This is a genomic window from Burkholderia sp. Bp8963 (genome assembly GCF_003854275.1).
Lineage (GTDB): Bacteria > Pseudomonadota > Gammaproteobacteria > Burkholderiales > Burkholderiaceae > Burkholderia.
Map to the genome: position 1 here is coordinate 64,333 of NZ_QTQP01000017.1, position 25,017 is coordinate 89,349.

Below are 25,017 nucleotides of genomic sequence, written 5' to 3' on the forward strand. Positions count from 1 at the left end.
ACGATGTGACGGCGGCCCTGGGCCGCCGTTTTCGTTGGTGCTTGCCCCGCGCGCGCAATGGCGCCGGGATCGAACGGGGAAGGCGCGAACGGGGAGGGTGCAAAAGAATGCGCGCAAACGGAAGGACGCAAGCGGAAGGGCGCAAAGAAAAAGGGCCTTCCCGGAGGAAGGCCCTTCAGAAGTGGCGCGGCTGGCAGGATTCGAACCCACGACCCCTTGGTTCGTAGCCAAGTACTCTATCCAACTGAGCTACAGCCGCACGCAAAACGGTACTGCTTCAAACTGACAGGACCTTCTTCGGTGGGAAGGCCCTCAAAAATTGGCGCGGCTGGCAGGATTCGAACCCACGACCCCTTGGTTCGTAGCCAAGTACTCTATCCAACTGAGCTACAGCCGCACGCAAAACGGTACTACATCGAACTGAAAGGGCCTTCGGTTCGGAAGGCCCTTAAAAAAAGTGGCGCGGCTGGCAGGATTCGAACCCACGACCCCTTGGTTCGTAGCCAAGTACTCTATCCAACTGAGCTACAGCCGCACGCAGAAGAGGGATTATAGCAAGGTTGTGAAAAAAGGGAAGCCTTATTCGCAAAATATACGGCCCGCCGTTGCCGGGGCGGCCCATCGTGTACCCTTGAAGTATCCGCAATCCATGTTTGAATGTGCATCATGAACAAGGCGTTTGTCAAAGAGTCGGACGGCGACGACGACGATCTCGAGCAGGCCCAGGCTGCGATTCCGGCCGGGTCGAAGAACTACATCACGCCGGCGGGGCACAAGCGGCTCAGGGACGAGCTGCTGAGCCTGATCGACGTCGAGCGTCCCGAGGTCGTGCGACTCGTGTCGTGGGCCGCGTCGAACGGCGACCGTTCCGAAAACGGCGACTACATCTACGGCAAGCGGCGGCTGCGCGAGATCGACCGCCGCATCCGCTTCCTGACCAAGCGGCTCGATATCGCCGAGGTGGTCGACGCGAGCCGGCAGGAGAACACCGATCAGGTGTTCTTTGGTGCGACGGTCGACTATGCGACGCCGGACGGCGACGAGCATACGATCACGATCGTCGGCATCGACGAGGTCGATCTCGACCGCGGCCATGTGAGCTGGATCTCGCCGGTGGCGCGTGCGCTGCTGAAGGCGAAGATCGGCGACACCGTCACACTGATGACGCCTGTCGGCCCGCAGCCGATCGACGTGCTCGACGTCCACTATCCGGAGCCCGGCAAGGTCTGAGCGCGGCCGCGCGCGCGCATTCGTGCCATCAAAAAAGCGCCCCATGCGGGGCGCTGTCGTATTGCAGGCGCGAGCGCGCGAGGTTCAGAAGCGATGGCGCAGGCCTGCCGTCACCGCGAGCTGCTTGTTGGTCGACGACGCGGTGCCGAGGCCGTTGATGTTCGCGTTCACGTTCAGGCCGTCCGCGTTGACCTTCTGGAATTCGCCCTGCAAATACACGTCGGTGCGCTTCGACAACGAGTAGTCTGCCTGCAGGTTGAACTGGTGCCAGCTCGGCGTCTGGCCGACGATGCGGCCGTCCGTGTACGTATACGAACCGGCGAGCGACAGCGACGGCGTCAGCGCGTAGCGGCCGTTGAGTTCGTAGTTGTTGAAGCGGGTGCTGCCCGACAGGCCGGTAATGCCGCCCGTCACGCCTGAGGCCCCGGCACTGATCGCGCGGCTGTCGGTCAGGCGCGTCTGCGTGAACACGAAGCCGGCCGTCGCGGGGCCGAACGTGTAGTTCAGGCCGGCTCCCCACGTGCGCTGACGGCTGGCCGCGAAGGTCCAGTCGCCCGTGACCGCGCCGGGGTCGGCGACCGCCTGCGACAGAGCGTTCACGTTGTTGTTCAACTGCAGGTACGCGGCCGCAAAGTTGAAGCCCATGTAGCTGTACGACACGCCGACGCTGTACGCGCGGTTGTTCGAGAAGTCGGTCGAGTTCGAGAAGCCGTACAGCGCACCGAACTTCAGGCCGCCGTAATTCGCGCTCTGGTACTTGACCGAGTTATTGATCCGGAACGAGTTGTTCAGATTGTCGTTGTCGAACGGGTGCGCGAACTGGGTGCCGCCGTACTGCGTGCCGGTCAGCGACAGCGGGCCGAGATAGTCGACGACGCTGTCGTATTGGCGGCCGAGCGTGAGCGAACCGTAGGTGTCGTGGGCGAGGCCGACGAAGGCCTGGCGGCCGAATTCCCGGCCGTTCTGCTTCAGCGTGCCGTTATTGATGCCGAAGCCGTTTTCGAGAACGAAGATCGCTTTCAGGCCGCCGCCGAGATCCTCGGCACCGCGCAGGCCCCAACGGCTGCCGTTGATCGAGCCGCTCGTTTCCTGCCACGCGCTGTGGCCGCCCTGGTTGTTCGTGTAGGTGATGCCGGCGTCGATCAGGCCGTACAGCGTGACGCTGCTCTGTGCATGCGCGGCGGTTGCGAACACGCCCGACAATGCCGCGGCGATCAGTGTCCGTTTCATTGATCTGTCTCCAAACAGGATGTTGGAAATCGAACCTGCTGCTGGCACCGACGAATGCGCGCGGTGATTGCGCTGGCGCTGGCCGGGCGGACGCCCGCGTTTCTTCGAGGCTAATCCGCAGTGTAGGGAGCGGCTCGGAGCGGCAAGAAAGCCAATTTAAACAATAGTCTATTTTGCATGCCGCAACGATTGGCGGGCGGCCGGGAAGCCCTGTCGGTCAAGGGCTTGTGGTGATGCCGCGAACGCTCGGGCGATCCGGCGCGCGCGTCGGGCGTTGCGCGATCGCGACAGGCGGCTATCGGCTGGCTCCGGGCGCACCAACGCGATTATTGCCACGGCGGCAATAGAGGTTTGTGTGGAGCATGAATAATGAAAGGATGTTATGTCGCTATACTGCAGTCTCTGCTTTCCGAAGCAGACTTTTTCGTTGACGGAAAAGATCTCCAAACCTTTGTCGGCGCGACCTTCCAGTCGCGCTTTTTTTTTTGCGCCGCGTTTTCGCTTCCTATTGCTCGTACCAGCGGCGCCGGCGCTTGGCCGGCGGCAACGCTTCCTTGGTCTCGGCGGGCGGCGGCGCGCACGACCAGTCTTCCATCACGTAATGGCGTGCGTCGAGTGGCGACGACAGCAGGTTCTGCCAGTGGTCGCCATGCCAGGTCGTATCGAATTCGGCATCGCAGGGAGTTTCACGGGCAGCGTCGGCAAGTGCGCGGGACTTGCGGTGCACGCGCCCGAGCCGGCTCGCGAAGCGCTTGATACCGTCCAGCCACATGGCTCCCTCCCTCACCGTGCGTATGGATTCAGGATCGCAATGGTGTGCGAATTCCGCAACTCGGAAAAATACTGAGGATTTTTTCGATGCGATGCGATTCCGGTAGGTTTTTCGCGGTCCGGATTATTTCGGTGGCGACCCCGGTAATAATGACAGGTTTTTGGCGGAAATTGATTAATTGATACGGATCGGGGACCGATTCCAGTGACATTGGCGCTTTTTTGATAAAGCATTCACCAAAAATCTTCTTGACGCGCTCGGATTGTCCAATTTATAAAGTCAGCACTCAGTCCTCGGGCGGTGCGCCTCTGGCATGCTCCGGCGCGATGCTTCGGGATTTCGGGAAACGGCTATAAAAAATAGCTTTTTTGATCAAATCGAGTGGGGAACGAAGGTATGGATACCGGTATCGTGAAATGGTTTAACGATGCTAAAGGTTTCGGTTTCATTACGTCGGACAATGGCGGTGAGGATTTGTTTGCGCACTTTTCCGAAATCAAGATGGACGGCTTCAAGACGCTGAAGGAAAACCAGCGGGTTTCGTTCGACGTGAAAATCGGGCCGAAAGGAAAGCAGGCGGCAAATATCCAGTCGGTCTGACGCGCGCTCCGTTGCCGATCGCGTCCGAGCCCCCGCGATGCGGGGGCTTTTTGCTTTCAACGGCAGATCCACCGGCGACCGGTTCGTGCTGGCCGTCGACGCGCATGTCGGTGCATACTCACGGAAGCGCCGTTTTCCAGTCCCTTCATGTCCGATTCCCGCACGTCTGATCCTGCCCGCGACCTTCCGCTCGTTTTCGTCGACCTCGAGACCACTGGCGGCTCGTCCGCCGAGCATCGCATCACTGAAATCGGCGTGGTCGAGATCGGCCCGCATGGCGTGTCGACATGGACCTCGCTCGTCAATCCCGGTCAGCCGATTCCGCCATTCATTCAGCAACTGACGGGCATCTCCGATGCGATGGTGCGCGATGCACCGTCGTTTGCGTCGCTTGCGCCCGCGCTGTTCGAGCGGCTCGAAGGCAAGCTGTTCGTCGCGCACAACGCGAGCTTCGACCGTGGCTTCCTGCGCGCCGAATTCGAGCGCGCGGGTTTCGCCTTCAATCCCGACGTGTTGTGCACCGTGCGGCTGTCGCGCGCGCTGTTCCCGCGCGAGTCGCGTCACGGGCTCGACGCGCTGGTCGAGCGGCATGGCCTCGTGCCGTCCGCACGGCATCGCGCGCTCGCGGACGCCGACCTGCTCTGGCAGTTCTGGCGCCAGTTGCATGAAATCGTGCCGCTCGAGCGCTTGCGCGACCAGATCGCGCGCACGACGCGGCATTTCCGCCTCGCCGGCGGGATCACCGAGGCGTGGCTCGACACCGCGCCGGCGGGATGCGGTGCGTATGCGCTGTTCGGTGAGGACGATGCGCCGCTGTATGTCGCGCGCAGCGTACGCGTGCGGCAACGGTTGCGCGCGCTGCTGACCGGCGAGCGGCGATCGTCGAAGGAGATGCGTCTCGCGCAGCAGGTGCGGCGCATCGAATGGCGGGAGACCGGCAACGAGCTCGGCGCGATGCTTGCCGAAGCGCAGTGGATTGCGCGGCTGCGGCCCGCATTCAATCGTCGTCCGGCGGCGGAAGCGGCGCGCGCTGGCGCCCAGGCGTCGTGGCCGTTCGACGGCGCGGTGGCGTTCGAAGCGCACGGCGAGCGGGCGCTGTTCCATGTGATCGACGGCTGGCGCTATCTCGGCGTGACGGAGTCGCTCGAGGCCGCCGCGCGGCTCGCTGCCGGCGAAGCGGCAGGCGAGTTCGAGCCGTTCACCTATCGTCTGCTGCAGACGCACCTGTCGCGCGGGCTGCAACTGATCCCGCTCGCCGTGCTCGCGCCTGCCGGCTGAGCGGCTGAGCGGCTCACCGGCGCAAATCAGCGTCAGCCGATCGCGCTCGCGCCACCTGCCACGCACACGTGCGACAACGCGGTGCCGAGCGCCTGGGCCTGGCCTGCGTCATAGCGCGTCAGCGATTTCCAGTTCGCGATGCTGCGCGCAAGCCGCGCCTGGCAGTCGGGGGCCGCGCGCAGCGGTTCGACCTGCGCAAGGCCCGCGAGCATCGCCTGCGTCAGCCGGTCGAGCTTCGGGCGAGTGCTCGTCGCGAGATCGGGCGGCGAGCCTTCCGGTGGTCGGGTCGCGCGCCACGTCGCGAACAGCGTGTTCTGCACGTCCTTGCTTGCCGCGATCTGATCCTCGAAGAAGGTCCGCGCGAATGCCGGATCGACGCCGGCCCGCGCCGCGCGCTTCTCGACCGACGCGAGCAGTTCCGCTTCGCGCGCGGGATCCTCGATTGGCTTGTGGTTCGCCCATTTCCACCGCGCCACCGGTTCGGCGAGCGCGAGCCGCTGCGATGCGAGCGCGACGAGGTTGGTCAGGGCCGTATCGTCGCCATCGGCATGGACGACCAGTGGTGCGGAGAAGAGGGCGATGCCGAACGCCACTGCCGCAAGGCCGGCGCGAATGGAATGCTTCATCGGAACGATCGGGAGCCGGACGGGCCGAAAGTGGAAAAACAGAAGAATAGACGAAGACAGTCGCGCGGCGTGGCGACGCGACAGGAGAATCAGCGGACGAGCCGATCCGGTACCGTCAGGCCATTGCGACCCGGGTGCGAGGCGAACTGCGGCAAATGCGCAGCGATGTACCGCACGGTTTCGAGCGTCGACACGCGGCGGTTACAGAGCGGAATGCCCGTTCACTTCGGCGAGTACAGCTTGTGCTGTTCGTCGAAGAACGCCCGCACGTGGTCGGGCAATTCGGCGAGGAATTCCACGCCGACGGGTTCCGGATCCGGGCTCATCACTTGGTCCGGGGGCGGCATGCGAAGCGGCTTTTCGTCCATGATCGTTTCTCCAGCGGGTCGAATAATTATCAGCCTCGCGCTCGGATTTATGCCAGCAACGAATCGTTAGATTTTGTCTCTGTTGTATTAACGGCACATGCGTTCGGGCACGCAATGTGATCCCGGTCATTACCATCTGCAGAATCGGCAACAATCCCGGCCCTTGTTATACTTGCGCGCACTTTTTCCTGGACCGCGATGAAACGAACGACGCGATGGATCGGCCTGGTGTGGCTGGCGCTGGTACTGAACGTACTGTCGCCCGTCATCGGCTATGCGCGTCTTGCGTCGACCGGTTCAGGGGAACTCACGCTCGAGTTGTGCAGTGCAGCGGGCGCACGTCATGTCGTGCCCGCGCAGGCCGCCGGCGATCACGACACATCGTCGTTCGATCACGCGGGTGTGCCGCACTGCGTGTACTGTCCCAGCTTCGCGGCGAACGTCGCGCTCGGCGCGAGCCTGCCTGCGATGCCGGGCTTCGTGCGGACCTTCGCAATCCGCACCCCGGCACCGTCCGTTCCTGTCTTCGTGCGCAATGGCATTCGTCTTGCCCAGCCGCGCGCCCCGCCTGAAACCGTCTCGATCTGATTTCGCGCGCGCCTGACGGCGCGCATCCGCCCGCGCTGCCGGCTGCGCGCGGCGCGCCCGCGTCGGCGCGCCGTGCCGACTTGCAGCGGGCGGCGTTCGATCACGTTTTCAGGAAATCAACCATGTCGTTCACCCTTGCCGCGCGATCGTCGCGCGGCCCGCTCGCGCTTGCCTGCGCGACCGCATTCGCATGGCCTGCCGCGTATGCGGCACAACCGGACGCCACCCGCGTCGATCCCGCACGGGAACCCGCCACCGGCGCGCGTCGCGCATCGGCTGCGGCGCCTGCCGTCACGACGGCCGAGCCGGCAGCGGCCGGCGATATGCTGAGCGCCGTCAGCGTGACCGCGCAACGGCAACCGGTCGATCCCGACACGCCGGCCGTCGTCGAGTCGATCACGCGCGAGCGCATCGACGCACACACCAACGTCAACACCGAGGATGCGCTGAAGTACGCGCCGAACCTGATGGTGCGCAAGCGCTATATCGGCGATCGCAACGCGGTGTTCGCGGGCCGCGACTTCAACGAGCTGCAGAGCGCACGCGGGCTCGTCTACGCCGACGGCCTGCTGCTGTCGAACCTGCTCGGTTCGAGCTACGCGTATCCGCCGCGCTGGTCGCTGATCCCGCCGGACGACATCGCGCGCGTCGACGTGCTGTACGGCCCGTTTTCCGCGCTGTATCCCGGCAACGCGATCGGCTCGACCGTGCTGCTTACGACGCGCCGGCCCGAAAAGCTCGAAGCGTCGCTGTCGACGCAGTTCTTCACGCAGCGCTATCACGACGGCTACGGGTTCGCCGACAGCTTCGGCGGCAACCACCAGACCGCGCGGATCGCGAACCGTGTCGGCCGCTTCTGGTTCGCGCTGTCGCTCGACCGGCTCGAGAACAACGGGCAGCCGATGCAGTACGCGAGCCCTGCTGCGGCGTACAACCCGAAGCTCGGCGCGGCGGTGCCGGTGACGGGTGCCGCGACCGACATCGGGCCGAACGGCAAGCCGCGCACGATCGTTGGCGCGCAGTCGCTCGAACGCACCGAGCAGATCAACGAGACCGTGCGGATGGGGTACGCGTTCACCGACCACGTCGACGCGACGCTCACGCTCGGCCACTGGGAGAACCATTACCGGCAGCACGGCGAGACGTTCCTGCGCGACGCGGCGGGCAATCCCGTGTACGGCGGCAACGTGTCGATCGGCGGGCAGAACATGACGGTCGCGCCGAATGCGTTTGCGCCGCAGCGCGGCGACCAGGAGAACTGGCTGTACGCGCTCGGGCTGAACGCGCGGCTCGCTTCCGGCTGGCGGCTGTCGGGCGTCGTGTCCGCGTACGACGTCTCGCGCGACGTGCAGCGCGCGGCGTCGACCGCGCAGGGCGGCGCGGGCACGCTGTTCCAGGGCGACGGCACCGGCTGGCGCACGCTCGACCTGAAGGCGGAGGCGCCCGACGTGAAGGGGCACACGTTCACGTTCGGCTACCACTACGACAACTACTTCCTTCGTAACGTCACGTACAACACGGCCGACTGGCTGGCCGGGCCGACGACGTCGCTCGCGAGCATCTACCGCGGCGACACACGCACACAGGCGCTGTTCGCGCAGGACGCGTGGCGCTTCGCGCCGGGCTGGCTCGCGACGCTCGGCCTGCGCTACGAGCGCTGGGATGCGTACGGCGGCACGCTCGGCAACGCGAACGGCACGCTTGGCTATGCGGATCGTGGCGCTAACGCGCTGTCGCCGAAGGTCGCACTGCAGTGGGATGCAACGGACGTCTGGCGCTTCCGCCTGTCGTTCGCGACGGGCACGCGCTTTCCGACGGTCGGCGAATTGTTCCAGGGCACGATCTCGAACAACGCGATCGTCAACAACAACCCGGGCCTGAGGCCCGAAAAGGCGATCGACTGGGACTTCACGGCCGAGCGCGACGTCGGGGTCGGCGTCGTGCGTGCGAGCGTGTTCCAGAGCGACCTGCGCGATTCGATCTACAGCCAGACGACGGTGTCGGGTGCGTCGACGATCACGAACATCTCGAACGTCGACCGCGTTCGCGTGCGCGGCGTCGAGCTCGCGTTCAGCGGTCAGAACGTCGGGGTGAAGGGGCTCGACGTCGATGCGAACGTGACGGCGAGCAACGCACAGATCCTCGCCGACGCGGCGAACCCCGCGTATGTCGGCTCACGGTTTCCGCGCATCCCGCGAATGCGCGCGAACCTGCTCGCGTCGTACCGGTTCGACGAGCACTGGCTCGCGAGCGTCGGCATCCGCTATTCGGGACGCCAGTTCAACATGCTCGACAACAGCGACGTGAATCCGGACGTCTACGGCGGCACCAGCTCGTATACGGTCGTCGACCTGAAGGCGCGCTACCGCTTCGATCGGCACTGGGTCGCGTCGGTCGGCATCGACAACCTGACGGACCGCCGCTACTACGTGTTCCACCCGTATCCGGGCCGCACTTTCTTTGGAGAATTGAAATGGTCGCTGTGAAATCTGTCGCGGCTGGATGTGCGCTGTGGCTCGCGGCCGTGTCGGCCGCCGGCGCGCATCAAATGGCGCAGCCCGCCGATCCGCATGCCGCGCACACGGGAATGCCGGCCGCGAGCGCGCCGCAAAAGCAGCCGCTCGCGACTGGGGCCGCGTTCGACGCGCAGCATCGGCTGTGGGTCGCGTGGGTCGAAGGGGAGCACGTCGTCGTCGCGCACTCGGACGACACAGGCCGCACCCTGTCGGCGCCGGTCACCGTCAACGCGATGCCCGAGCCGATCTACACCAGCGCGGAGAACCGTCCGAAAGTGGCGACGAGTCCGGACGGCCGCGCGATCTATGTATCGTGGTCGATGCCGCTCGATGCACCCTATACGGGGATGGTGCGCTTTTCCCGCTCGCTGGATGGCGGCGCGACGTGGAGCGTGCCGATCAACGTGCATCGCGACCGGCAGATGATCACGCACCGCTTCGACATGATGGCGGTCGATCCGGCGGGCCGGATCTATCTCGCGTGGATCGACAAGCGCGATCTCACCGCGGCGAAGGCGGCGGGGCAGCCCTACGACGGCGCGGCAGTCTACTACGCGGTGTCGCGCGACGGCGGTGCGTCGTTCGAGCCGGAACGCAAGGTGACCGATCACACGTGCGAGTGCTGCCGGATCGCGATGACCGTCGACCCGGCCGGGCGCGTCGAGGCTGCGTGGCGCAACGTGTTTCCCGGACAGATCCGCGATCACGCGCTCGCGGTGCTGCCCGCGTCGGCCGACACGCCGGTCACGCCGCTGCGCGCGACGTTTTCGAACTGGCACGTCGAGGCGTGCCCCGATCATGGCCCGGCGCTCGCGATCACGTCCGACGGCACGCGCCACCTCGCGTGGTTCGGCGTCGTCGACGGCCGCGCGGACGTGTTCTATTCGCGGATCGGCGCAAACGGCGAGCCGCTCGGCGCAGCTTGGGGCTTCGGCGCAAATCCGGCCGCACCCGGCGAGCAGGCGTCGCATGCCGCGCTCGCCGCGCGCGGCGACATCGTGTGGCTCGCGTGGAAGGCCTTCGACGGCGACACGATGCGGATCAAGCTGCGCCGCTCGGACGATCGCGGCGCGCACTGGTCGGCGCCGCGCGAGATCGCGTCGACGTCGGGCGCGAGCGACAACCCGCAACTGCTCGACGACGCGGGACGCATCTACCTGTCGTGGCGCACCCGCAACGACGGTTATCGGCTGATCGCGGTGGAGGGCGGGCAATGAAGCGGCTGATTCTGCTGGCGAGCGTCGCGTTCTGGTGCGTTTCCGCATCGGCGGGTGCGTTGCAGCCACTGAGCGCGGCCGACGTCGCGCGGCTGTTCGACACTGCGCGCGAGCGGCCGCTCGCGATCGAAATCTGGTCGCTCGACTGTGGCTACTGTCGCGAGAACGCTGCGCATCTCGTCGCGTGGCAGCGCCGACATCCGGACGTGCAGGTCGCGATGATCGCGATGGATGCGTATGACGAGAACGGTGCGGCGATCGAGCAGGCGCTCGCGCAGATGAGCCTGCCGCCGCATGTCGCGCAATATGCGAATGCCGATGCGATGCCGGAGCGCTTGCGCGCGGCGCTCGATGCGGGATGGCGAGGGGAAATGCCGCGCACGCTGTGGCTCGGACGCGATGGCGGGCGCGACGCACGCAGCGGGCTGCTGACGACGGATGTGCTCGACGGGTGGCTGCGCGGCACGCGACGTCGTTGAAGTGCCGGCGCGCAGCGGCCGTGCCGCGCGCCGTCGATTGAGGCAGCGCGCCCGAATTCACGTCCAGGCGCGCGCCTCGACGAAAGTCAGGTCGCTCGCTTGAACAGACGGATCACGAACAACAGGATCACCGCACCGATCACGGCGATGATCACCGAACCAATGAAGCCGCTGCCGATGTGGATGCCGAGCAGCCCCGCGAGCCAGCCGCCGATGATTGCGCCGACGATCCCGACGATGATGTCGACGATGAGCCCGAAGCCGCCGCCCTTGACGAGCACGCCAGCAAGCCAGCCGGCGACCGCGCCGATGATCAGCCACATTATCAAGCCATGAGTCATGTTGGTTCTCTCCTGTTGATGAGTTGACTCGACCGGGCGTCGTACGTCGGGCGATGGGTGGTGGGCCGGCAACCCCGACAGGGGCGGCGTGCCGATTCCCGGTCGTCGCCCCCGCAATGTAGCGCGATAGACGGGTCGGAATCGTTAAGTAATGTTATGCACCCGGAACGGGAATTTCCAAGGAAATTGTCTGCCCAGGCCGACGACTGCGATTGTGTGCTGCGTGTCGAAATGAATATGTAAGCATGGGCGGCGAGACGATGCATGCGGCGAGCCGATTCTCGTCACGCGAGATGCATCGTACTGCTATCGATTTGATGGCGCCTGTCTCAGGAGGCAAGCCGATCGCACGACACGTGCGTCCGATTGCGACTTCGTCTGGCGCAACGCACGCAATGCGAAGCGACGTCACGCATATTCGTCGCGGGAAGCGATGAGGGCGACGCCAGGCAGCGCACGGGCTCGCTGCGGCGTCGCATGGTCGATGCCGAACGGGATGCGGACCGCTCGGCACGTGGGGGCGGGCGCTATTGCCCGTCCGCCGCTCGCAGCGTGCCGGCACCGGGCAGCCCGGTGCTCGCATCGACGATCAGGCGCGCCGCAACCGACGCATCGCCGATCGCCTCGATCGCAAGCAATGCGAAGCGAGCGAGGAACAGCGGCGCATCGGGCTCGCCGATGCGAGTCATCGTATGGCAAAGCTCGGTGTACACGGCATCGCGTTCGCTGTCGGTGATCATGCGTGCTCCTGCGGAGTGGACGGAGTAGACGGGGTAGACGGGGTAGACGGGGTGAGCGGATGCAGCGCGTGCTCGAGCGCGGCCTCGACGTCGGCGGCGCGGGCGGCATGCCAGCGGCCGAGCACGTGGCCGTCCGGACGCACCAGATAGACGGTGCCGTCGCGGGCGCCGTACATTCCGTAGAGGCGCCCGTCGGCGTCATGGCCGCGGCACGCCGGATGCTGCGCACCCGCACGTTGCGCGAGCACGACGAGATTGAAAGGAACGCCGGCGTCCTGCATGCGCCGTTCGAGGTCGACGAGCGACGGATCGGGCCTGCCTTCGGCTGCGAAGCAAAGCGCGGTGAAGCGCGGCGCGACGAGGTCGGTCAGATGGCCCGGGCGAGCGTCGCCGCGCGCGCCGTACAGCATCAGCGGACATTCCGCGAGTACGCTGCCGGGCGCCGGGCCTGCAGCAAACGAATCGGTGTCGGCCGCATTCAGCGGCGATTCGACGTATGCGATTGCGGACGTCTGGCGCGGATTGATCAGCGAACGCAGCGCCGGATGTGCAACAGCGAGCGACAGCACGGCCTTGCGCATCAGCGCGAACGCGAACGATGGCGGCGCCATGAACTCGGTGCTCTTCGTGCCGTAGCGCAGGTTCTCGCGCGTCGCATATACGCGCTCGTCGGAGTAGCTGTCGAGCAGCGTGTCCGACGCGATGCCGCGCATCACGAGCGCGAGCTTCCACGCGAGGTTGTCGGCATCGTCGATGCCCGAGTTCGCGCCACGCACGCCGAAGATCGGCACGAGATGCGCGGCGTCGCCGCAGAACAGCACGCGGTTGTGCCGATAGCGTTCGAGCGTCAGTGCATTGGCCTTGTAGACGGTGATCCAGATCGGCGCCCACGCGCCGCGCTCGCCCATCATGTCGAGCAGGCTCTGCACGCGCGGCATCACGTTCTCCGGCTTCACCGCCGCTTCGGCATCCTCGTCGTCGCGCAACTGGTAATCGATGCGCCATACGTTGTCGGGCTGCTTGTGGACGAGCACCGTCGAACCCGGATTCGACGACGGATCGAAGTACGCGAGGCGTTCGGTCGGCCGGTCGCTGTCGAGCGCGATGTCGACGATCACGTAGCGGCCCTCGTAGCTCGTGCCCGTGAGCGACAGGCCGAGCGCTTCGCGCATCGTGCTGCGCCCGCCGTCGCACGCTATGACCCAGTCGGCGTCGAGCGCGTAGTCGCCGAGCGGCGTGCCGACGTTCAGGCGCACGCCGTCCGGCTGCCGCGCGACGCTGGCGACCTTCGTCTGCCAGCGGATGTCGATCAGGTCGGCGTGCCGCTCGGCCGCGTCGAGCAGGAACTGCTCGATGTGATACTGCGCGAGGTTCACCATCGGCGGCAGCTTCTGGTTCTCGTCCTGCGGCATCGTGAAGTGCAGCACTTCGTCGTGCCGGTAGAAGCTGCGCCCGCCGGTCCAAGGCAGGCCGACACGCAGGAAGCCGTCGAGCGCGCCGAGCCGTTCGATGATCTCGAGGCTGCGCCGCGAGATGCAGATCGCGCGGCTGCCGTGGCAGACCGAGTCGTCCGATTCGAGCAGCACACAGCGAATGCCGTGGTTCGCGAGCCCGAGTGCGACGGCAAGCCCGACCGGGCCGCCGCCGACGATCGCAGCGCGATGCCGGCGCGTGTCGACCCCGTTGTCGCATGCCGGCAGGTGCGCGGCATGGCGCTCGGCGACGAACGGATATGGCTTGAAGGCGATGCCCATCGTTTACTCCTGTGACGAATGCAGATGCGGATACGATTGCGGATGCGACTGTGATGCCGTGCGTCGTGCGGCGGGCCACACCGTCGCGACCAGCGCGCCGATCGCGAGCAGCGCGGCCGCATACAGCAGGCCGGCCGCGAAGCTGTGCGTGACGTCCTTCAGCCAGCCGACCGCGAGCGGATTGAGTGCGGAGCCGATGTTGCCGATCGCGTTGACGGCCGCAATGCCGATCGCGCGCGCCGATGCGCTCAGCACGAGGTCGGGCGTGGTCCAGAAGATCGACATCGCGGTGTACGCGCCAGCCGACGCCGCGCATACGCCGAGCAGACGCCATGCGGGAGACGGCGCCCACGCGGTCGCGAGCCAGCCGAGCGCGGCGAACAGCATCGGGATCACGCAATGCCATTGACGTTCCTGGCGGCGATCCGAGCGCCGGCCCCAGACGATCATCGCGACGATCGTGCACACTTGCGGAACCGCAGCGAGCAGGCCGACCGTGCGATTGCTCGCGTGGTCGTCGAAGCTCTTGACGATCAGCGGCGTCCACACGGCGACCATCGCAAGCGAATTCACGAGGCAGAAGTAGGTCAGCGACAGCAGCAGTACCGGCGCGGACGTCAGCTCGCGCCAAAGTGTCGTTGTGTGCGCAACGGAATGGCCGGCGGGTGTTGCGTGATCGGCCGCGAGCAATTGCGCGAGCGTGCGCTTCTCGTCGGCGGACAGCCAGCGGGCGTCGGCAGGCCGGTCATCGAGCCGTGCGAGCGTGACGAAGCCGAGCAGCGCGGCCGGGAGCCCTTCGAGCACGAACAGCCACTGCCAGCCGCGCAGGCCGAACGTGCCGTCGAGCGCGAGCAGGTAGCCGGACACCGCCGAGCCGAGCGCGGCCGTGACCGGCATCGCGATCATGAACAGCGCATTCGCGCGGGCGCGGTACGCCGCCGGGAACCAGTGGGTCAGGTACAGCAGGATGCCGGGCAGGAAGCCGGCCTCGGTGATGCCGACCAGCACGCGCAGCGCGTACAGCGTGCCGGGGCTCGTCGCGAACATCGTCGCGGACGACGCGATGCCCCACGCGATCATCATCGCGCCGATCCACCGGCGCGCGCCGATGCGCGACAGCACGACGTTGCCCGGCACGCCACACGCGATGTACGCGATGTAGAAGAGCGTCGTCGCGAGTCCGAACTGCATGCCGGACAGGCCGAGATCCTGGGTCATCGTCAGACCGGCGAAGCCGATGTTGATCCGGTCGAGGAACGAGAAGAAGAACAGCACGAACAGGAATCCGAGCAGGCGGCGCGAGATCTTCGCGATCAGCCTGCGGGCCGTGTCGTCAGGGGTGGGCGTGGCGTGCGGCAGGGGCGCGTCGGCGAGCGTGGCGGGGTCCATACGGGTGTCTCCGGTCGGGGCGGCCGGGCGGGCGGCCCGGTACGCGCACGTCTTGTGTACGCCGGCGAGCCAGGTGCGGACGGCGCGCGGCGGGTGACGTGTCGACGGCAGTATCGCGGCGAGCCCGTGGGCCGCTGTCCCCATCCTGGGTACAGCGCGCATACGCACGCGGACCGGGACAAACCCGGAAACGACAGAGGAAAGCGAAGGCTACGGCTGCAGGCAGAGCGCGAACAGCTGGCGCTGGCTCGAAATGCCGAGGCGGCGATACGCGCGTTTCTGGTAGGTGACGACGCTTGACGCTTTCACGCCGATCGTCTCGCCGATTTCTTGTGCGGTCTGGCCTTCGAGCACGCCGCGCAGCACGTCGAGTTCGCGTTTCGACAGCGTCGGGCACGCGCCGCGCAGTCGCGCGAGCATCAACTGGGGGATGCCGATCTGCGTCGCGCCAGCGAGCGCGTAATGGTGTTTCGCCGCCTGGGCGATCAGCGGCGCGAGCGCTTCGATCGTCGCGATCTCGCGTGGCTGGAAATGGCCGCTGCGGTGCGCGCGGTACAGGTTGATCGACAGCCAGATCGCGTCGTTCGGCTGCATCAGCAGCGACAGGCGGTCGGATACGTCGGGGCCGCGATAGCACGCGGCGCGATACGCTTCGTGGCCGATCTCGTCGCCGGTCTGCTGATGCAGCATCAGGTCGTGGCGGTGCGGGCCGCGGCTCGCGGTCGACACGATCTTCTGGTTGCCGTCGAGCGCGTAGAAATGCCGTGCGTAGGTATCGGCGACGTCACGCAGGTAGCGCCCGCCGCGATGATCGGCGACCGACATCGTGCGCGGGCGATTGCCGAACTCGTATGCGAAGACCGTGCATTGCGTGACCGACAGCGCATCGTCGAACAGCTTCAGGACTTCGCCGGCAAACGCGTTCGGGTCGCCTGCGCCGATCGCGCTGACGAGTCCGGTTACGCGGGATACGTCCAGCTGTCCGCTGAGGTTCGGTCGCTCGAGGCGCCAGGTGCGCATGATGCCAAGTGAAGGGCGGGGTGGTGCGGAGATTGTAGTCCGCAGCGTGTGCGACGAGAGTCGGGAGATGCCCGCAAGCGGGGCGGGAGGTCGGGGGCTTCGCGCGACGTCGGGCTTGCGGTGAATTTTCGGGCCCGGAAAAGATAAAGGGCTGACAAGCGATTGCTTGTCAGCCCTTTGAATCTTGGTGCCGGAGATAGGAGTCGAACCTACGACCTTCGCATTACGAATGCGCTGCTCTACCAACTGAGCTACACCGGCAGCAGAGAAGTGAAATTATATGGTGAAATCTGAGACCTTGGCAAGAGGTTTTGCGAAATTTTTTCAGCTTGCTGCTGCTGTTTCGCGAAACTTCTCGATCCGGCGGATTTCCCGCTTTCACTTCACCGCGATGCGACCCCGTGGAGCTGCATCGCGAGGCGCGATTGTACTGGCGTCTCGCGATGCCGTCTAGTGTTGCAGTGCAATCAGTCGTTTTCGGTGTGGTAGCGCGTCACGCGTTCGACTTCGTTCTTCGAACCGAGGAACACCGGCACGCGCTGGTGCAGGCCGGTCGGCTGCACTTCCATGATGCGCTGCGTGCCGTTCGTCGCAGCGCCGCCGGCCTGTTCGACGATGAACGACATCGGGTTCGCTTCGTACATCAGGCGCAGCTTGCCCGGACGATCGGGGGTGCGCTTGTCGGCCGGGTACATGAAGATGCCGCCGCGGTTCAGGATGCGGTGCACGTCGGCAACCATCGACGCGACCCAGCGCATGTTGAAGTTGTCGCCGCGCGGACCATCCTTGCCGGCGTTCAGCTCGTCGATATAGCGCTTGACCGGGTCGTACCAGTGACGCGCGTTCGACGCGTTGATCGCATATTCGCGCGTGTCGGCCGGAATCTGCAGGTTGCTCTGCGTGAGCACCCACGAACCGACTTCACGGTCGAGCGTGAAGCAGTTCACGCCGTTGCCGGTCGTCAGCACGAACACCGTTTGCGGGCCGTACACCGCGTAGCCGGCCGCAACCTGCTGCGTGCCCGGCTGCAGGAACGATTCCTCGGTCGCCTGCTTGCCGTCCGGGCAGCGCAGCACCGAGAAGATCGTGCCGATCGACACATTCACGTCGATGTTCGACGAGCCGTCGAGCGGATCGAACACCAGCAGGTATTCGCCGCGCGGGTAATTCGCCGGGATCGGGAAGAACGTTTCCATTTCTTCCGACGCCATCGCGGCGAGGTTACCGCCCCATTCGTTCGCGTCGAGCAGGATTTCGTTCGACAGGATGTCGAGCTTCTTCTGCACTTCGCCCTGGACGTTTTCGCTGCCGGCGGTGCCGAGCGCTTCGCCGAGCGCGCCTTTCTGCACGTTGTAGCTGATCGCCTTGCATGCGCGGGCGACGACTTCGATCAGCAGGCGGAGGTCGGCGGGGAGGTTGTTGGTTTCACGCTGCTGTTCGATCAGGAACTTGGACAGCGTGGTGCGGCGGGCAATGGACATGACAGACTCCGAAAGGCCAAAGAATCCTTGAGCAATCGCAATTTTACCCGCCGTGCCTGCCGCCCCACGGGCTTTTTTCGTCCGGTTACATGGATAAAAAAGCCGGCGCCGCATCGAGCGGCGCCGGCTTTGTCGCTTGCGGCGGATGATGAAGCACGGACGACTGCGTTATGCGAGCGCCTTCTCGACGATTTCGCGCACGTCGCGCGACTTCGCGCCGGCGGCGACCCGTTCGAGCGCAGCCTTCATCCGGTCGCGCAGCGCGGGCGTGAAGCGGCGCCACAGTTCGAGCGAGCGTGCGAGGCGCGCGGCGACTTGCGGATTGATTGCGTCGAGCGCGAGCACCTGCTCGGCCCAGAATGCATAGCCCGAGCCGTCCGCTGCATGGAACTGCGCGGGGTTCGCCGCGCAAAAGCTGAAGATCAGCGAGCGCGCGCGGTTCGGGTTCTTCAGATTGAACGCCGGATGCGCGAGCAGCTTGCGGACCTTGTCGAGCGTCGGATGCGCAGGCGTGCCGCGTTGCGCGGCCTGCATCGCGAACCACTTGTCGATTACGAGCGCTTCCTTTTCGAAGCGCTGGTAGAAATCGGCGAGCGCCTGGTCAGCCGGTTCGTTCGCGCCAGCGGCGGCGGCCGACAGCAGCGCGCCGAGTGCAGCCGCGCGATCGGTCATATTGTTCGCGGCGTCGTACTGCGCGCTCGCGAGCCGCACTGCGTCGGCCGGATCCTCGAGTTCCGCGAGGTACGCGAGTGCGAGGTTCTTCAGTGCGCGGCGGCCGGACGCTTCCGGCGTCGGCTCATAGACGCCCGGCGTCTGGTGGCCGTCGTACGCGGCGAGCCAGTCGGCGCGCAGCGCGGTCGCGAGCTGGCGGCGCACGAACTGGCGCGCGCGATGCACGGCGGCCGGATCGGATTCGGCCATCTGGTCGGCGAGATAGGTTTCGGACGGCAGCGTCAGCGCGAGTTCGCGGAACGCCGGCGACAGTGAGCCGTCGGTCAGCACGCGGCGGAACGCGGCGACGAAGTTCTCGCCGAGCGTCAGCGGCTCGTTCGCGGCGGCGCGCGCGGCGAGCGTCAGCAGCGCGCGCGTCGCAAGGCGCTGGCCCGCTTCCCAGCGGTTGAACGGATCGCTGTCGTGCGCGAGCAGGAACGCGAGATCGTCGTCGCTGTAGTCGTACTCGACGATCACCGGCGCGGAGAAGTTGCGCAGCAGCGACGGCAGCGGCTCGTCCGGCACGTCGACGAACGTGAAGGTCTGCTCGGCGTCGGTGAAGTCGAGCACGCGCGTCGTGCCGGCGGCGGCAGCCTCGCCGTCGAGACGCAGCGGGAGGTCGCGGCCGTCGCGGCCGATCAGGCCGATCGCGAACGGAATCAGCAGCGGCCCCGTCTGCGTTTCGCGCGCGGCGGGCGACGCGTCGCCATAGCCTTGCGCGAGCGTGACCGTGTAACGGCGCGCGGCCGCGTCGTATGCGGTCTTCACCGTCACGCGCGGCGTGCCGGCCTGGCTGTACCAGCGCTCGAACTGCGCGAGGTCGCGGCCGTTCGCGTCCGCCATCGCGTGGCGGAAATCGTCGCAGGTGACCGCATGGCCGTCGTGGCGCTTGAAGTACAGGTCCATCCCGTCGCGGAAGCCGTCGCGGCCGAACAGGGTCTGGTACATCCGCACGACTTCCGAGCCCTTCTCATAGACGGTCATCGTGTAGAAGTTGTTGATCTCGACGTAGCTTTCCGGGCGCACCGGATGCGCCATCGGGCCCGCGTCCTCGGCGAACTGCAGCTGGCGCAGCACGCGCACGTCCTCGATACGCTTGACCGCGCGCGCCGCCGCGTTCGCGTCGTCGCCGGCCGCCATGTCGGCCGAGAACTCCTGGTCGCGGAAAACCGTCAGGCCTTCCTTCAGGCTCAGCTGGAACCAGTCGCGGCAGGTCACGCGGTTGCCGGTCCAGTTGTGGAAGTATTCGTGGCCGACCACCGACTCGATGTTCGCGAAATCGGTGTCGGTCGCCGTTTCCGGGTTCGCGAGCACGTACTTCGTGTTGAAGATGTTGAGCCCCTTGTTCTCCATCGCGCCCATGTTGAAGTCGCCGACCGCGACGATCATGAAGCGGTCGAGATCGAGCTCGAGGCCGAAGCGCTTTTCGTCCCAGCGGATCGAGTGGATCAGCGAATCCATTGCGTGGCGGGTCTTGTCGATGTCGTGCGCCTCGACCCACACCTGCAGCAGCTTCTCTTTGCCGGAGCCGGTCGTGATCTTGTCCTCGAGCGCGACGAGCTTGCCCGCGACGAGCGCGAACAGGTAGCTCGGCTTGCGGAACGGGTCTTCCCACTTCGCGAAGTGGCGGCCGTCGGGCAGGTCGCCGGCCTCGACGAGGTTGCCGTTCGACAGCAGCACCGGGTAGTCGGCCTTGTCCGCGCGCAGCGTCACCGTGTACGACGCCATCACGTCGGGGCGGTCGAGGAAGTAGGTGATGCGGCGGAAACCCTCGGCCTCGCACTGTGTAAAGAAGTTGCCGCTCGACACGTACAGGCCGGACAGCGTCGTATTCTGGTCGGGCGCGCACGCGCTTTCGAGCGTCAGCTCGAACGCGTCGGGCACGTTCTCGACGGTCAGCCCGTGTTCGTGCGCGCGTGCCGTGCACGGTGCGCCGTTCAGCTGCGCGCCGACGAATTCGAGCGCTTCGCCCATCAGCTCCAGGTGCGGGGTCGGGGCGGCGTCGGGGTTGCGGCGCACGCGCATCGTATTCCTGACGATCGTGCGGGCTGGCGCGAGGTCGAATTCGAGCGCGACGGTATCGATGAGGAAGGCCGGCGGCGTGTAGTCGGCGCGGCGGATCACGGCGGAGGAGGCGTTGTCGGACATGGTCGTCGAGGTCGGGGGAATCGGGGTAGGGCGCGCGGCGCGGGCCCGGCGAACCGGCCCATTGTACAAAGGCTTGACGCCGCGTGCCGCGCGAACTTTTTACCGGGTCGGACAGTCCGCGTATTATCGGCATCCCGTTCGTTGCGCGTGACGCGGCGGCGGGGTGACGGATTGAAGAGGATGATCATGAAACGCGAACGGATTTATCGCGGTGCAGTATGGGCGGCGGCGCTGTGCGTGGCGCTGCTCGCGGGCTGCACGAGCTATGTGACGACGCAGGTCACGGCCTTCTCCGACTGGAGCGGCAGCGACGCGACACGCACCTATGCGTTCACGCGCACCGACGCGCAGAAGAACAGCATCGAGCAGTCGACCTACGAGCCGATCGTCGCGAACGAACTGTCTGCGTATGCGTTCCGGCAGGTGCCGCAGGCGAGCGCCCGCTATCTGGTCGGGCTGACGTACGGCATCGGCAGCGATCTCGTGACGGTGCCGCAGCCCGTCTATTACGACCCGTGGTTTCCGGGGCCGTACTGGCGGCGCGGGCCGTGGGGCCCGTGGGGGCCCTGGGGTCCGATGCCGTCCGGCTACGTGAACCAGACGTACCAGGTGTTCGACTACACGCTCGGCATCCGGATCACCGAGCGGGCGACGGGCAAGGAGGTGTACAACGTGACCGCGCGCACGACCGGCGACAACGGCGCGCTGCTGTATGCGATGCCGTTCCTCGCGCGCAGCGCGCTCGCCGATTTCCCGCTCGGCAACGGCGCGGTGCGCACGGTGCGGCTGCCGGTCGACAAGCATGGCGGGCCTGCGATGCCGGCCGCCAACGAGCGCGTGGTGCCGGCCGCGCCTGCGACCGGCGCGGCGGCTTCGAAGTAACGCGGGACCAGGCAGCAAGCGGGCCGGCCGGCAGGCCGGCCCTTTTTATTGAGCGTCAGGCACCGCGGCGCCTCCGCCACGGCTGCCTGCCGCGCCTCCGCCGCGGGAGGCACGTGGCGCGGCTTACACGCCGACGCCGAACAGCGCCAGCGCGCCGAGCACGACGAACATCACGGCCGCGATGCCGTGCACGACCTTCGTCGGCAGGCGGTGCGCGAAGCGGTCGCCGAGCAGGATTGCCGGCACGTTCGCGAGCATCATCCCGAGCGTCGTGCCGGCCACGACACCGACGTAATCCTGGAAGCGCGCGGCGAGCGCGACGGTCGCGATCTGGGTCTTGTCGCCCATTTCGGCGAGGAAGAACGCGACGAAGGTCGCGCCGAACACGCCGAGCCGCGAGCGGTTCGCGTTGGCCTCGTCGGCATCGAGCTTGTCCGGCACGAGGATCCACAGCCCCATCCCGATGAACGAGAACGCGAGCGCCCAGCGCATGATCGACGGCGTGGCGAGCGCGCCGAGCCATTCGCCGAGCGCGCCTGCGCAGCCGTGGTTGACGAGCGTCGCGACGAGCACGCCGAGAATGATCGGCACGGGCTTGCGGTAACGCGCAGCGAGCACGAGGGAAAGCAGTTGGGTCTTGTCGCCGATTTCTGCGAGGGCGACGGCACCGGTGGAGATCAGGAAGGCTTGGGACACGTACGGAATTCCGCGGGCCTGTTGTTGTGCGTGCGAGCGACGATCCACCGTGCGCCGGGCCCAGATGCGGCGCGCGGTGAACCATCGGTCTCGCCAGGCCTTTGGTGGCTGCGTCCGCCATGGCCGAATGGCCAAGTCTGTTGACGGACGCCCCCGTCACGATGCGCGCCGAAAGCGCGGGACATCGAGCGGAGCGGCTACTCCCCAATGAGGAGCGGATTCTAGCACGGTGCGTGCAGCGCGGGAAAGCGATGCGGGCACCGGTCGTGCGGTGTGGAAAGGCGGGCGCGATGCGCCCGTCCGCCTAACGTCAGGCCCGCCCGGCCTGCGCGGTACGCGGCGCGTGGCGCTCGCGGGCCGGCGTGCCGTCAGGCCGCGCGGCGCGGTGCGCCGCGCTCGTGCACGCAGCGGCCGGCCGCGTAGGTCCGGTACACGGCCCGGTCGTCGCCGAGCAGCGCGAACGCGAACAGCAGTTCCTCGAGCGATTCCGCGCGCTTCGTGCGGCGCGCGAGCAGCGGCGTCGCCTGCGGATCGAGCACGACGAAGTCCGCCTCGGTGCGCGGCGCGAGCGTGCCGACCGTGTCCGCGAGGTCGAGTGCGTGCGCGGCGCCCGCGGTCGCGAGCCAGAACATCCGCGTTGCGCTCAGGTGATGCCCCGACAGCCGCGCGACCTTGTGTGCCTCGTTCATCGTCTGCAGCATCGAGAACGACGTGCCGCCGCCGACATCGGTCGCGAGTGCGACTGGCACGCCGTATTCGCCCGCCTTGTCGAAGTCGAACAGGCCGCTGCCGAGGAAGAAGTTCGACGTCGGGCAATGCGCGACCACGGTGCCCGTTTCGGCCATCCGGCGGCGGTCCTCGTCGTCGAGATGGATGCAGTGGCCGTACACCGCGCGGCGGCGCAGCAGCCCGTAGTGATCGTAGATGTCGAGATAGCTGCGGTGGCCGGGGAACAGCTCGGCCGCCCATTTCACCTCGTCGACGTTCTCGGCGACGTGGCTCTGCACGAACACGTCCGGATGGCGGCGCGCGAGTTCGCCGCAGGCCTCGAGCTGCGCCTCGGTCGACGTCGGCGCGAAGCGCGGCGTGAGCGCGTACATCTGGCGGCCGTGGCCGTGCCAGCGGCCGATCAGCTCGGCGCTGTCGTCGTAGCCCGATTGCGCGGTGTCGCGCAGGAATTCGGGGCAGTTGCGGTCCATCAGCACCTTGCCTGCGATCATCCGCAGGTCGCGCGCGTCGCTCGCCGCGAAGAGGGCGTCCGCCGACTGCTTGTGCACCGTGCAGTAGACGAGTGCGCTCGTCGTCCCGCATGCAAGCAGTTCGTCGACGAAGAATTCCGCGACTTCGCGCGCATGCCCGGCGTCGCCGAACTGCCGCTCGGTCGGGAACGTGTACTTGTCGAGCCACGGCAGCAGGCCGGGGGCCGGCGACGCGATCATGTCCGTCTGCGGATAGTGGATGTGCGTATCGATGAAGCCGGGCACGATCAGCTTGTCGCGCAGATCGTGCACGAGCGCGTCGCGCGCGAGCGTCGGCGCGAGCTGCACATGCGCGCCGGCCGCGACGACCTTGCCGTCGTCGACGATCAGCAGGCCGTCGGCCTCGTAGTGCGCGGCCTGGCCGGATTGTGCGGGGTCGCCGGTGAAGGTCAGCAACTGGGCACGGAAAGCGGTTTGCGTCATAACGTTCGTCCTGCGTTGGAAAGGAATCGGTCAGCGCCGCCCGAGCGGCGCCGGCAGTGCTGCGGCGACCGGCCGCGCCGGCTTTGCCGGCTTCGCCTTGCCGCGGCGGCGCGTGTTCGGCACTTGCACTTGCATGGGCAACGCGTGCGCGATACAGCCGCACGTGCTGAACATGCGGAACGTGCAGCAGGGGTCTGTCATCGATCTCGGCAACGGAACGAACGTCATCGCCGCATCCTCAGGCGGCGTGCCAGTAAGCATCGAGACGCGCGGTCAGCGCGTCGCGTTGCGCGGCGTCGACGAACGATGCCTCGAAGCCGTTGCGGATCACGGTGTGGACTTCCGCGTCCGTCAGGCGCAGCCCCTCCACCGTTGCGAAATAGTTGTCGTTGACGTAGCCGCCAAAGTAGGCCGGATCGTCGGAGTTGATCGTCACCGCGACGCCGCGCTCGAGCAGCGACTTCAGCGTGTGCTTCGCCATGTCGTCGAACACGCACAGCTTCAGGTTCGACAGCGGGCAGACGGTCAGCGGCATGCGCGTCGCGGCGAGACGCTCGACGAGCGCTTCATCCTCGATGCTGCGCACGCCGTGATCGATGCGGTCGACCTTCAGCAGGTCGAGCGCTTCGTACACATACGCAGGCGGGCCTTCCTCGCCCGCATGCGCGACGAGCTTCAGGCCGAGCGAACGCGCTTTCTCGAACACGCGCGCGAACTTGGACGGCGGATTGCCGCGCTCGGACGAGTCGAGGCCGACGCCGATCAGGCGATGCGCGTACTGCTCGAAAAGCGGCAGCGCGGCGTCGAACGTCGCGAGTGCGTCTTCTTCGGAAAGGTGGCGCAGGAAGCACAGGATCAGCCTGCTCGACAGGCCGCGTTGCTCGTAGTCGGCGAGTGCGCGTTCGATGCCGGCGACGACGGTCGCGATCGGCACGCCGCGCTCGGTATGCGTTTGCGGGTCGAAGAACAGCTCGGTGTGGACGACGTTGTCCGCGAGCGCGCGCTCGCAGTACGCAGCCGTCATGTCGTAGAAATCCTGCTCGGTGAGCAGCACGCTCGCGCCCGCGTAATAGATGTCGAGGAACGACTGCAGGTCGGTGAACGCATAAGCGGCGCGCAGTGCGTCGATCGAGTCGTACGCGAGCTTCACGTTGTTGCGCTTCGCGAGCGCGAAGATCAGCTCGGGTTCGAGCGAGCCTTCGATATGGATGTGCAGCTCCGCTTTCGGTGCGCGGGCAATCTTGTCTTTGAAGGTCGGGGTCATGGCGT

At 66.5% G+C, this 25,017-nt stretch carries 22 protein-coding genes, 4 tRNA genes and 1 riboswitch; of the genes, 8 read left to right on the forward strand and 18 right to left on the reverse strand.

Annotated features, from left to right (window positions below):
* Nucleotides 1-182: 182 nt before the first annotated feature.
* The 3 genes from DID96_RS16515 to DID96_RS16525 form a co-directional block, all read right to left on the reverse strand.
* Nucleotides 183-259 (reverse strand) — tRNA-Arg (locus tag DID96_RS16515).
* A 61-nt stretch (nt 260-320) separates the two neighbouring features.
* Nucleotides 321-397 (reverse strand) — tRNA-Arg (locus DID96_RS16520).
* Nucleotides 398-458: 61 nt separating this feature from the next.
* Nucleotides 459-535 (reverse strand) — tRNA-Arg (locus DID96_RS16525).
* Between the two features lie 131 nt (nt 536-666).
* Here DID96_RS16525 and greB point away from each other — a divergent pair.
* A complete protein-coding gene (gene greB / locus DID96_RS16530; RefSeq protein ID WP_124600362.1) occupies nt 667-1,230 on the forward strand; it encodes a transcription elongation factor GreB in 564 nt (187 codons plus the stop codon).
* Nucleotides 1,231-1,314: 84 nt separating this feature from the next.
* Here the strand turns inward: greB and DID96_RS16535 are convergent, their stop codons facing one another.
* Both DID96_RS16535 and DID96_RS16540 read right to left on the reverse strand, forming a co-directional pair.
* Complete coding sequence (locus DID96_RS16535; RefSeq protein ID WP_124600363.1) at nt 1,315-2,460, reverse strand: porin; 1,146 nt, start codon at nt 2,458-2,460, stop codon at nt 1,315-1,317.
* A 505-nt stretch (nt 2,461-2,965) separates the two neighbouring features.
* Nucleotides 2,966-3,232 (reverse strand): hypothetical protein, encoded by a 267-nt coding sequence (locus DID96_RS16540; RefSeq protein WP_124600364.1) that lies wholly within the window; start codon nt 3,230-3,232, stop codon nt 2,966-2,968.
* A 396-nt stretch (nt 3,233-3,628) separates the two neighbouring features.
* Between DID96_RS16540 and DID96_RS16545 the strand changes: the two genes are divergently transcribed.
* Both DID96_RS16545 and DID96_RS16550 read left to right on the forward strand, forming a co-directional pair.
* Nucleotides 3,629-3,832, forward strand: a complete 204-nt coding sequence (locus DID96_RS16545) for a cold-shock protein (protein ID WP_124600365.1) — start codon at nt 3,629-3,631, stop codon at nt 3,830-3,832.
* 147 nt (nt 3,833-3,979) lie between these two features.
* On the forward strand, nt 3,980-5,110 hold the full coding sequence (locus DID96_RS16550; protein WP_124600366.1) for an exonuclease domain-containing protein: 1,131 nt from the start codon (nt 3,980-3,982) through the stop codon (nt 5,108-5,110).
* 32 nt (nt 5,111-5,142) lie between these two features.
* Here DID96_RS16550 and DID96_RS16555 read toward each other — a convergent pair whose 3' ends face one another.
* Both DID96_RS16555 and DID96_RS38320 read right to left on the reverse strand, forming a co-directional pair.
* Nucleotides 5,143-5,736: a chorismate mutase gene (locus tag DID96_RS16555; protein WP_124600367.1), complete on the reverse strand. Its 594-nt coding sequence runs from the start codon at nt 5,734-5,736 to the stop codon at nt 5,143-5,145.
* Between the two features lie 221 nt (nt 5,737-5,957).
* Nucleotides 5,958-6,104, reverse strand: coding sequence for a hypothetical protein (locus DID96_RS38320; RefSeq protein WP_185732276.1), 147 nt, complete (start codon nt 6,102-6,104; stop codon nt 5,958-5,960).
* Between the two features lie 198 nt (nt 6,105-6,302).
* On the opposite strand from DID96_RS38320, the gene DID96_RS16560 reads away from it, so the two are divergent.
* The 4 genes from DID96_RS16560 (at nt 6,303) to DID96_RS16575 (ending at nt 10,904) form a co-directional block, all read left to right on the forward strand.
* Nucleotides 6,303-6,692 carry a DUF2946 domain-containing protein gene (locus DID96_RS16560; protein WP_124600368.1) on the forward strand — a complete coding sequence of 130 codons (390 nt, stop codon included), beginning with the start codon at nt 6,303-6,305 and terminating at the stop codon, nt 6,690-6,692.
* 122 nt (nt 6,693-6,814) lie between these two features.
* Nucleotides 6,815-9,178 carry a TonB-dependent receptor gene (locus DID96_RS16565; protein WP_124600369.1) on the forward strand — a complete coding sequence of 788 codons (2,364 nt, stop codon included), beginning with the start codon at nt 6,815-6,817 and terminating at the stop codon, nt 9,176-9,178.
* Nucleotides 9,166-10,425 carry a sialidase family protein gene (locus tag DID96_RS16570; protein WP_124600370.1) on the forward strand — a complete coding sequence of 420 codons (1,260 nt, stop codon included), beginning with the start codon at nt 9,166-9,168 and terminating at the stop codon, nt 10,423-10,425. The genes DID96_RS16565 and DID96_RS16570 overlap by 13 nt, the downstream gene beginning before the upstream one ends.
* Complete coding sequence (locus DID96_RS16575) at nt 10,422-10,904, forward strand: TlpA family protein disulfide reductase (RefSeq protein ID WP_124600371.1); 483 nt, start codon at nt 10,422-10,424, stop codon at nt 10,902-10,904. The genes DID96_RS16570 and DID96_RS16575 overlap by 4 nt, the downstream gene beginning before the upstream one ends.
* An 86-nt stretch (nt 10,905-10,990) precedes the next feature.
* Here the strand turns inward: DID96_RS16575 and DID96_RS16580 are convergent, their stop codons facing one another.
* The 8 genes from DID96_RS16580 to pepN form a co-directional block, all read right to left on the reverse strand.
* Nucleotides 10,991-11,245, reverse strand: coding sequence for a GlsB/YeaQ/YmgE family stress response membrane protein (locus tag DID96_RS16580; RefSeq protein ID WP_124600372.1), 255 nt, complete (start codon nt 11,243-11,245; stop codon nt 10,991-10,993).
* A gap of 527 nt (nt 11,246-11,772) precedes the next feature.
* Nucleotides 11,773-11,985, reverse strand: coding sequence for a hypothetical protein (locus DID96_RS16585; protein ID WP_124600373.1), 213 nt, complete (start codon nt 11,983-11,985; stop codon nt 11,773-11,775).
* The gene (locus DID96_RS16590) at nt 11,982-13,739 is read right to left on the reverse strand and encodes an FAD-dependent oxidoreductase (protein WP_124600374.1); all 1,758 of its coding nucleotides are present in this window, start codon (nt 13,737-13,739) and stop codon (nt 11,982-11,984) included. The genes DID96_RS16585 and DID96_RS16590 overlap by 4 nt, the downstream gene beginning before the upstream one ends.
* A 3-nt stretch (nt 13,740-13,742) precedes the next feature.
* Nucleotides 13,743-15,128 carry an MFS transporter gene (locus DID96_RS16595; protein WP_124600375.1) on the reverse strand — a complete coding sequence of 462 codons (1,386 nt, stop codon included), beginning with the start codon at nt 15,126-15,128 and terminating at the stop codon, nt 13,743-13,745.
* Between the two features lie 210 nt (nt 15,129-15,338).
* The gene (locus DID96_RS16600; RefSeq protein ID WP_124600376.1) at nt 15,339-16,148 is read right to left on the reverse strand and encodes a LuxR C-terminal-related transcriptional regulator; all 810 of its coding nucleotides are present in this window, start codon (nt 16,146-16,148) and stop codon (nt 15,339-15,341) included.
* Nucleotides 16,149-16,333: 185 nt separating this feature from the next.
* Nucleotides 16,334-16,409: transfer RNA gene (locus tag DID96_RS16605), tRNA-Thr, on the reverse strand.
* Nucleotides 16,410-16,615: 206 nt separating this feature from the next.
* A complete protein-coding gene (locus tag DID96_RS16610) occupies nt 16,616-17,629 on the reverse strand; it encodes a class 1 fructose-bisphosphatase (RefSeq protein WP_124600377.1) in 1,014 nt (337 codons plus the stop codon).
* 168 nt (nt 17,630-17,797) lie between these two features.
* Nucleotides 17,798-20,488 (reverse strand): aminopeptidase N, encoded by a 2,691-nt coding sequence (pepN, locus tag DID96_RS16615; RefSeq protein ID WP_124600378.1) that lies wholly within the window; start codon nt 20,486-20,488, stop codon nt 17,798-17,800.
* Nucleotides 20,489-20,674: 186 nt separating this feature from the next.
* On the opposite strand from pepN, the gene DID96_RS16620 reads away from it, so the two are divergent.
* Nucleotides 20,675-21,370, forward strand: a complete 696-nt coding sequence (locus tag DID96_RS16620) for a DUF4136 domain-containing protein (RefSeq protein ID WP_124600379.1) — start codon at nt 20,675-20,677, stop codon at nt 21,368-21,370.
* 123 nt (nt 21,371-21,493) lie between these two features.
* Here DID96_RS16620 and DID96_RS16625 read toward each other — a convergent pair whose 3' ends face one another.
* From DID96_RS16625 to DID96_RS16640, 3 genes are all read right to left on the reverse strand, one after another.
* Complete coding sequence (locus DID96_RS16625; protein WP_124600380.1) at nt 21,494-22,066, reverse strand: TMEM165/GDT1 family protein; 573 nt, start codon at nt 22,064-22,066, stop codon at nt 21,494-21,496.
* 42 nt (nt 22,067-22,108) lie between these two features.
* A riboswitch (yybP-ykoY riboswitch) is annotated at nt 22,109-22,284 on the reverse strand.
* A 150-nt stretch (nt 22,285-22,434) separates the two neighbouring features.
* A complete protein-coding gene (gene guaD, locus DID96_RS16635; protein WP_124600381.1) occupies nt 22,435-23,748 on the reverse strand; it encodes a guanine deaminase in 1,314 nt (437 codons plus the stop codon).
* A 238-nt stretch (nt 23,749-23,986) separates the two neighbouring features.
* The gene (locus DID96_RS16640) at nt 23,987-25,012 is read right to left on the reverse strand and encodes an adenosine deaminase (protein ID WP_124600382.1); all 1,026 of its coding nucleotides are present in this window, start codon (nt 25,010-25,012) and stop codon (nt 23,987-23,989) included.
* Between the last annotated feature and the right edge of the window lie 5 nt (nt 25,013-25,017).

Coding starts and splice junctions, on each gene's coding strand:
- DID96_RS16575 (WP_124600371.1), top strand. CDS start 10,422: ATGAAGCGGCTGATTCTGCTGGCGAGCGTCGCGTTCTGGTGCGTTTCC.
- DID96_RS16580 (WP_124600372.1), bottom strand. CDS start 11,245: ATGACTCATGGCTTGATAATGTGGCTGATCATCGGCGCGGTCGCCGGC.
- DID96_RS16570 (WP_124600370.1), top strand. CDS start 9,166: ATGGTCGCTGTGAAATCTGTCGCGGCTGGATGTGCGCTGTGGCTCGCG.
- DID96_RS16595 (WP_124600375.1), bottom strand. CDS start 15,128: ATGGACCCCGCCACGCTCGCCGACGCGCCCCTGCCGCACGCCACGCCC.
- DID96_RS16560 (WP_124600368.1), top strand. CDS start 6,303: ATGAAACGAACGACGCGATGGATCGGCCTGGTGTGGCTGGCGCTGGTA.
- DID96_RS16610 (WP_124600377.1), bottom strand. CDS start 17,629: ATGTCCATTGCCCGCCGCACCACGCTGTCCAAGTTCCTGATCGAACAG.
- DID96_RS16600 (WP_124600376.1), bottom strand. CDS start 16,148: ATGCGCACCTGGCGCCTCGAGCGACCGAACCTCAGCGGACAGCTGGAC.
- DID96_RS16590 (WP_124600374.1), bottom strand. CDS start 13,739: ATGGGCATCGCCTTCAAGCCATATCCGTTCGTCGCCGAGCGCCATGCC.
- greB (WP_124600362.1), top strand. CDS start 667: ATGAACAAGGCGTTTGTCAAAGAGTCGGACGGCGACGACGACGATCTC.
- DID96_RS16550 (WP_124600366.1), top strand. CDS start 3,980: ATGTCCGATTCCCGCACGTCTGATCCTGCCCGCGACCTTCCGCTCGTT.
- DID96_RS16545 (WP_124600365.1), top strand. CDS start 3,629: ATGGATACCGGTATCGTGAAATGGTTTAACGATGCTAAAGGTTTCGGT.
- DID96_RS16555 (WP_124600367.1), bottom strand. CDS start 5,736: ATGAAGCATTCCATTCGCGCCGGCCTTGCGGCAGTGGCGTTCGGCATC.
- pepN (WP_124600378.1), bottom strand. CDS start 20,488: ATGTCCGACAACGCCTCCTCCGCCGTGATCCGCCGCGCCGACTACACG.
- DID96_RS16565 (WP_124600369.1), top strand. CDS start 6,815: ATGTCGTTCACCCTTGCCGCGCGATCGTCGCGCGGCCCGCTCGCGCTT.
- DID96_RS16640 (WP_124600382.1), bottom strand. CDS start 25,012: ATGACCCCGACCTTCAAAGACAAGATTGCCCGCGCACCGAAAGCGGAG.
- DID96_RS16540 (WP_124600364.1), bottom strand. CDS start 3,232: ATGTGGCTGGACGGTATCAAGCGCTTCGCGAGCCGGCTCGGGCGCGTG.
- DID96_RS16620 (WP_124600379.1), top strand. CDS start 20,675: ATGAAACGCGAACGGATTTATCGCGGTGCAGTATGGGCGGCGGCGCTG.
- guaD (WP_124600381.1), bottom strand. CDS start 23,748: ATGACGCAAACCGCTTTCCGTGCCCAGTTGCTGACCTTCACCGGCGAC.
- DID96_RS38320 (WP_185732276.1), bottom strand. CDS start 6,104: ATGGACGAAAAGCCGCTTCGCATGCCGCCCCCGGACCAAGTGATGAGC.
- DID96_RS16585 (WP_124600373.1), bottom strand. CDS start 11,985: ATGATCACCGACAGCGAACGCGATGCCGTGTACACCGAGCTTTGCCAT.
- DID96_RS16535 (WP_124600363.1), bottom strand. CDS start 2,460: ATGAAACGGACACTGATCGCCGCGGCATTGTCGGGCGTGTTCGCAACC.